Annotated in this window: 6 protein-coding genes; 2 read left to right on the plus strand and 4 right to left on the minus strand. The window is 35.0% G+C overall.

What is annotated here, in order from left to right:
• The first annotated feature begins 350 nt into the window (after positions 1-350).
• Together BU038_RS11180 and BU038_RS11185 are read left to right on the plus strand one after the other, a co-directional pair.
• Positions 351-2276, plus strand: a complete 1926-nt coding sequence (locus BU038_RS11180; RefSeq protein WP_107606105.1) for an ABC-F family ATP-binding cassette domain-containing protein — start codon at positions 351-353, stop codon at positions 2274-2276.
• Positions 2277-2616: 340 nt separating this feature from the next.
• Entirely contained in the window at positions 2617-4212 is a 1596-nt protein-coding gene (locus tag BU038_RS11185; RefSeq protein WP_107606106.1) for a MutS-related protein, read from the plus strand.
• Positions 4213-4269: 57 nt separating this feature from the next.
• Here BU038_RS11185 and tsaD read toward each other — a convergent pair whose 3' ends face one another.
• The 4 genes from tsaD to tsaE are packed head-to-tail and all read right to left on the minus strand — an operon-like array spanning position 4270 to position 6842.
• The gene (gene tsaD / locus BU038_RS11190) at positions 4270-5295 is read right to left on the minus strand and encodes a tRNA (adenosine(37)-N6)-threonylcarbamoyltransferase complex transferase subunit TsaD (RefSeq protein WP_107606107.1); all 1026 of its coding nucleotides are present in this window, start codon (positions 5293-5295) and stop codon (positions 4270-4272) included.
• Entirely contained in the window at positions 5295-5759 is a 465-nt protein-coding gene (gene rimI / locus BU038_RS11195) for a ribosomal protein S18-alanine N-acetyltransferase (RefSeq protein WP_341776489.1), read from the minus strand. Before rimI ends, tsaD begins: the two co-directional genes overlap by 1 nt.
• Positions 5735-6400, minus strand: a complete 666-nt coding sequence (gene tsaB / locus BU038_RS11200) for a tRNA (adenosine(37)-N6)-threonylcarbamoyltransferase complex dimerization subunit type 1 TsaB (protein ID WP_107606108.1) — start codon at positions 6398-6400, stop codon at positions 5735-5737. The genes rimI and tsaB overlap by 25 nt, the downstream gene beginning before the upstream one ends.
• Complete coding sequence (tsaE, locus tag BU038_RS11205; RefSeq protein ID WP_107606109.1) at positions 6369-6842, minus strand: tRNA (adenosine(37)-N6)-threonylcarbamoyltransferase complex ATPase subunit type 1 TsaE; 474 nt, start codon at positions 6840-6842, stop codon at positions 6369-6371. Before tsaE ends, tsaB begins: the two co-directional genes overlap by 32 nt.
• Positions 6843-7034: the final 192 nt, after the last annotated feature.

Here is a 7034-nt window from a genome sequence, read left to right on the forward strand (position 1 = left end):
TAAGTATACCGTATGATTTCAGAAAATGGAATGACTGTATTATCAACATTTTAGTGAATACGCTCTTTATTACACTAAAAGATCCATAATTGCATTTGTAAATTACAGCAATATACTAACTATTATACGATTAGAATTTTGTTTTGAACACATTTTTTTAAAACAAATCATAATTAATGGTCTGTATTAAATGTGTATTGACACAAATTTCAGACAAAATATTCAATCAGGTAAATTCGCATGATATGTTAGGAATTCATGCCAATTGCGCTTATAATAGTAACTAAGCGACGCTTTTTTAGGAAGGAGGACTACGAGATATTTTACAGACAAATCTCGTATAAATTTGAATGATATTACTACAACTTAACAATGTCTCAAAATCCTTCGACGGGGAAGAAATCTTTAGTGATGTCCACTTTGAAGTAAAGAGTCATGAAAAAATAGGTATTGTCGGCAGAAATGGCGCAGGCAAATCAACTTTAATGAAAATCATTGCCGGTGTGGATGGTTATGACAGCGGTAATGTCTCAAAAATTAAAAATTTAAAAGTCGGTTATTTAACACAACAAATGACCTTAGATACTGACCATACAGTATGGGAAGAAATGTCTAAACCTTTTGCGCATCTTAAACAAATGGAACAAGAGATGCAGGCAGAAACGAATTGGTTAGCTGATCATGCAGATGAATATGAATCTGATATCTTTAAAGAACATATGGCAAGATACGAAGCTTTGTCTAACCAGTTTGAACGCTTAGAAGGTTATCAGTTTGAAAGTAAGATTAAAACCGTCTTACACGGACTGGATTTTAATGAAGAAGATTTCAATCGTCCAGTAAATGATTTTAGCGGCGGCCAAAAAACCCGCTTATCACTCGCACAAATGTTATTGAGTGAACCTGATTTATTATTACTTGATGAGCCGACCAACCATTTAGATATGGAAACAACGCAATGGCTTGAAGATTATCTGAATTACTTTAAAGGTGCTATCGTGATTATCAGTCACGACCGCTTCTTCTTAGATAAAACAGTCAACCAAATTTACGACGTTGCATTAGGTGCAGTTCAACACTATGTCGGCAACTATAGCAAGTTCATCACACAACGTGATCAATACTACCAAAAACGTATGCAAGAATACGAACGCCAACAAGCTGAAATTAAACGCCTTGAAACGTTTGTCGAAAAAAATATCACACGTGCATCAACAAGCGGTATGGCAAAAAGCCGTCGAAAAGTTTTAGAAAAGATTGAACGTATCGATAAACCGATGTTAGATGCCCGCAGCGCGAACATTCAATTTGATTTTGATCGCAATACAGGTAATGACGTCTACCATATCAGAAGCTTAGAAATCGGTTATGCAGAACCTGTGATTGCCCCTATCACAATGGAAATCACTAAAGGAAATCATTTAGCAGTCATCGGACCTAACGGTATCGGTAAATCTACATTTATTAAAACTGTAGCTGACCGTATTCCTAAATTAGGCGGTGAAATTATTCATGGCGCAAATTTACGTGTCGGCTACTACGACCAAAAACAAGCAGAATTCAAATCGAATAAAACTATTTTAGATTATGTATGGGATCAATACCCTACTATGCCAGAAAAAGATGTGCGTGCAGTGTTAGGCCGTTTCTTATTCGTTCAAGATGATGTTAAAAAAATCATCAACGATTTATCAGGTGGAGAAAAAGCTCGCTTGCAACTCGCATTATTAATGTTAGAACGAAATAATGTCTTAATCCTTGATGAACCTACCAACCATTTAGATATCGATTCTAAAGAAATGTTAGAACAAGCCCTTCAAGATTTTGAAGGTACTTTAATCTTCGTATCACATGACCGTTACTTTATTAATCAACTTGCGAATAAAGTTTTTGATATGCAACCAGATGGCGGTACTGTTTACGCTGGCAACTACCAATATTATTTAGATAAAACAGAAGAAAAAGCAGCGATTGCAGCAAAAAACGAAGCGCAACAAGCAGCGCAAGTTGCAACGGAAGACAATACAAACTCATATGAAAATCAAAAAGCACAACGTAGAGAACAACGCCAACTAGAACGTCAAATTGAAAATTGTGAAGCTGAAATTGAAAGATTCGAGGAACAAATTGAAACCATCGATCATCAATTAACACAACCTGAAGTCTTTAATGACCCAGAAAAAGCTGCACAGTTAGCTGAAGAAAAAGAGACTATCGAACAACAACTCGAACACGTTATGGAAACGTGGGAAGAATTACAAGAAAAAATGATATAAACCATAAAGGTTACCGAGGACTGGAAATGATTACTTCATTTTTAGTCCTCTTTTATTACAATTTCTTAACAAAATTATCAACATTAAAAATCCCTTAACATCAACTATCCACAGAGTTATCCACTTTATCCACAGGTAAAAAGACACTATTTCAAAGTCTATTCACATCACTTTCCACAGTTATTCACCCTTTTACCCACACTTATCCACAAGTTATACACTTTTTGTTGATAAGTACGCATGTTCGCTATTGACAGAAATAGATTTAATTCAAGTTGGCGCTAACCTCCTGTTATGAGATACTATAATTAATGAATACAAATAGAGAGGTATTATTTATATGAATAGTGTACTTAATATATTTTTATTTTTAGTATTGATGTGGTTATTGATAACGGTTCTATATATACTATTGACCTATTATCAAAAATATCGTGCTGCACAACGTGTTCGTGCTTTATGGGAAGCACGTGCTAAATCTGAAAGCTTTGTGCGACCCAATCAACATTATCGCTATCAATATGATACATATCATTCTGAATATGACCATACACTCGATGATAAAACATGGTCTGATTTAAATTTAGATGACTTATTCCAGCAACTGAATTATAATTTTACCGCCATCGGTGAAATGCGCTTATATTCGACACTTCGAGGCATGTTTAAAGTTAACAATCAAAACTTGATTAACAATTTTAAAAATCATAAAACCTTTCGTCAAAGTGTGTCGGTACATTTATCACAAATTGGCAAAACGATTTATCCAATGTTTCCTAATCAAATCAAGCCGATTAAAATGCAAAACATTTATTACTTATGTCCGTTGCTTCCTATTATTGGTTTGATACTTGTACCTATTTTGAAGGGGCCTGGCTTATTAATATTACTTTTTACGATTGTGTTGAATATTTTTCTGAGTGGTAAGTTATCTAAGCATTACTCTGAATATATAAACGCAACTTTTTACTCAGTGAATGTGATTAAAAAAGCTGAACGCATTCATCAACTTGAACACGCACCAAAGCTTGATGTGAATTTTAAACACTTTGCGAAAGCAAAGCGATTCAGTCCCCTATTAGGTAAAGTTTCACCTGATAACGAAGGCGGTGCGATGGCCGAATTTATTAAACTTGCTTTCATGTTAGATTATGTTATTTTCAATTCAGTTCAAAACGCCTTCACGAAACATCAAGATGAACTGATGGCTTGTTATGACTATATCAGTGAAATAGATAATCATTATGCAGTCGCCCTGTGGCAAGAAACTTTAGCTTCATATACACAACCTGAAATCACAAAACAGCCTGAATTAGAATTTGATGCATTGGTTCATCCATTACTTGCTACACCTGTCCCAAATGATTTAAACATTCAACAAAATATTTTGCTGACAGGTTCAAACGCATCAGGTAAATCGACATTCATGAAAGCTGTTGCGCTCAATTTGATATTAGCACAGACTGTTGAGACAGCATTGGCACATCATTTTACATATAAGCCTGGTATGATATTAACTTCTATGGCAAATCAAGATGATGTACTGAGTGGCGATAGCTACTTTATTGCAGAATTAAAATCCATCTTACGCTTAATGAATCAAACAGAAATTTATTGTTATTGCTTTATTGATGAAATTTTCAAAGGTACGAATACGACAGAACGTATAGCTGCTTCTGAATCTGTATTAAACTATCTCGCAGAACATTCTAACTATCGGATCATTGCTGCCACGCATGATATTGAATTATCACAACTGCTTGAGAATGATTTTGCGAATTATCATTTTAATGAAACAATCAAAGATGATGAAATTTATTTTGACTATAAAATTAAACCGGGCAAAGCGAATACACGTAATGCGATTGAATTATTACGTTTAATGCAGTTTCCTGATACGGTATATCAAAATGCTTTAAAAAACGCAAAAAAGTAGAGAAGCGAAATGACCGCTTCTCTACTTTTTCATTTATTAATCGATTCTTTCAATCAATTATTCTACTGAAAATTCTTCAATATCGATACTGCATTTACCATTTAAATCTAAATCCGCTTTAAATCCTGCTTCATATAAGTAATGACCTGCTGCACCAATCATCGCCGCATTGTCAGTACATAATTTCGGACTTGGAATCGATAATTTAATCTGATGTTCTGCACATGCTTCTTTCAGTGCTTTACGTAAGCCTTTATTACTTGCGACGCCACCTGCGACTATCAATTGATTCACTTGATAAGTTTCACACGCTTTTATCGCCTTGTGTACTAAAACTTCAACCACACTGTTTTGGAAACTTGCTGCTACATTTGCAGGAATAATTTCTTCATTTTTTTGTTTCAAGTTATGCAATTTATTGATGACTGCACTTTTCAAACCACTGAAACTAAAATCAAAGCTATCCGGTTCTAACCACACACGTGGGAAGTTATAGACATCTTCGCCTTCTGTCGCAAGTTGATCGACTTTCGGTCCGCCTGGATAAGGTAATCCAATCGTACGTGCGACTTTATCATAAGCTTCACCTACAGCATCGTCTCTTGTTTCACCGATAACTTCAAAGTTTAAATGATCTTTCATATAAACTAACTCCGTGTGACCACCTGATACAATCAGTGCCATTAACGGAAATTCGAATGGTTCTTCTAAATTATTCGCATAGATATGACCAGCAATATGGTGCACTGGAATTAACGGTTTATCATATGCATATGCTAAAGCTTTTGCTGCGTTCACTCCGATTAAAAGTGCACCGATTAATCCTGGACCTTCAGTCACTGCAACCGCATCTATCTCTTCCATATCTGTATGTGCTGTTTTTAATGCTTCATCTATCGTTTGTGTGATGCCTTCAACATGATGTCTGCTGGCCACTTCAGGTACTACACCGCCGAAACGTTTATGACTTTCAATTTGGCTCAGCACAGTATTGCTTAAGATTTCTTTACCGTTTTTAATCACACTGGCACTTGTTTCATCACAGCTTGATTCTATTGCTAAAATTAATGTATCTTTTTCCATTATAAATCCACCCACATTACGAGTGCATCCTCGCCTTCTCCATAATAATTTTTTCGTTTGCCGCCGTAGTTAAATCCTAATGATTCATATACTCGACGTGCAATGCTGTTTTCAATGCGTACTTCTAAACTCATCACATCACATGTTTGTCTGGCGAAATTCATCGCGTATTCTACTATTAATTTTCCTAATCCATACCCACGCATCTTTTCAGTTACCGCAACAGTTGTAATCTGTGCTTGATCAATGACTGTCCACATACCGATATAACCAATAATCTCTTGTTCATACTGCATCACAAAATAGCGTGCAAACTGATTACGTTCGACTTCATGATAAAAAGCATCGATGGTCCAAGAACTATCATTAAAACACATGCGTTCTAAATCAAAAACTTTCGGCACATCTTCTACAGTCATTAATCGTATATTCAAACCTTCTAATTCTGTTGCGTTTTTAACCAATTTCGTTCTGCCTCAGAAAGTTTAAGATAATCTGGTTTAAAGGTATGGATGTTTTCTGGTTGTTTAATCAAGTGTTGCATTACGCTAGCATTAGGAAGTTGATGGATAATAGGTCCGTTTAGCAACTCAGTAATGTTTTCTAAATCATGACCTACAAAAACATATGGTTGTTGCTGTTGATTAAGGAAATCATTCAAATCTGATATCAACATATATTGGTCTTCTAATACCTTAACAAGTTGACCTTCTTGATATTGATAGACACCTGTATAAACCGCTTCTCGTCTTGCATCAAATACTGGCACAATCAACTGTTCAGTTTGTATATCTGGCACTGTTGCTGCTAAAGCTTCTAATGAAGAAACACCATATAATTCAGTATTCAATGCATAAGCTAAAGTTTTAGCAGTCGTAACACCGATTCTTAATCCTGTGTAAGAACCAGGACCTTTAGCAACGACAATTGCATCAATGTCTCTTTTAGTTATACCTGCTTCTTCAATAATCTTTTGAATCGCCGGCATCAATTGAACAGAATGATTACGTTTAATATTTGTGGTATGTTCTACTAATATATTTTCATCTTGCATCACTGCAAGCGACATAGGCTTATTGGATGTATCCAGCAGCAAGTAATTCACGTGTCACGTCCTCCTTCAATTGTGCATAATGTGCACCTTTTGCTTCTATTGTAATTTCTCTTTTATTCTCATCTACAGCAGTAAGATTGATAGTTAAGTAACTATCTGGCAGCAAGTCTTGAATAAAAGTACTCCATTCAATGACTGTCACTGCATGATCATCAAAATATTCATCGAACCCTAAGTCTTCATCAGAATCTTCTAAGCGATAGCAATCCATATGATGAAATTTCATGTTCGTACCTTTATAAGATTTAATAATATTGAAAGTTGGAGAGTTAATCGTACGTTTCACTCCTAAATGCTTACCGATGAATTGACTTAAAGTCGTCTTCCCTGCACCTAAATTACCATTTAATAAAATTAAATCTTTGGGTTGTAAATGCTTTGTCAGTATTTCAGCAAATTGATTCATTTGATCAATATTGTTGATTGTTATCATTTTCAAATCTCCTATTTTCTATTCTGCATGCGTGCAGAAATTTCGTCTTCTATATTGTAACATGGCATGCAACTGCTTTTGACTATAATGTTTGTTTGCTTTAAATATGAAATATGTAATTATTAAAAACGTTTTCACGTATGAAATTAAAAAATTTTCAGAATTCCGGTTGACATCCCTCTGTACATGTAG

Source organism: Staphylococcus simulans, assembly GCF_003043455.1.
GTDB classification, from domain to species: Bacteria; Bacillota; Bacilli; order Staphylococcales; family Staphylococcaceae; genus Staphylococcus; species Staphylococcus simulans_A.

Coding starts and splice junctions, on each gene's coding strand:
- BU038_RS11180 (WP_107606105.1), top strand. CDS start 351: ATGATATTACTACAACTTAACAATGTCTCAAAATCCTTCGACGGGGAA.
- BU038_RS11185 (WP_107606106.1), top strand. CDS start 2,617: ATGAATAGTGTACTTAATATATTTTTATTTTTAGTATTGATGTGGTTA.
- tsaD (WP_107606107.1), bottom strand. CDS start 5,295: ATGGAAAAAGATACATTAATTTTAGCAATAGAATCAAGCTGTGATGAA.
- tsaE (WP_107606109.1), bottom strand. CDS start 6,842: ATGATAACAATCAACAATATTGATCAAATGAATCAATTTGCTGAAATA.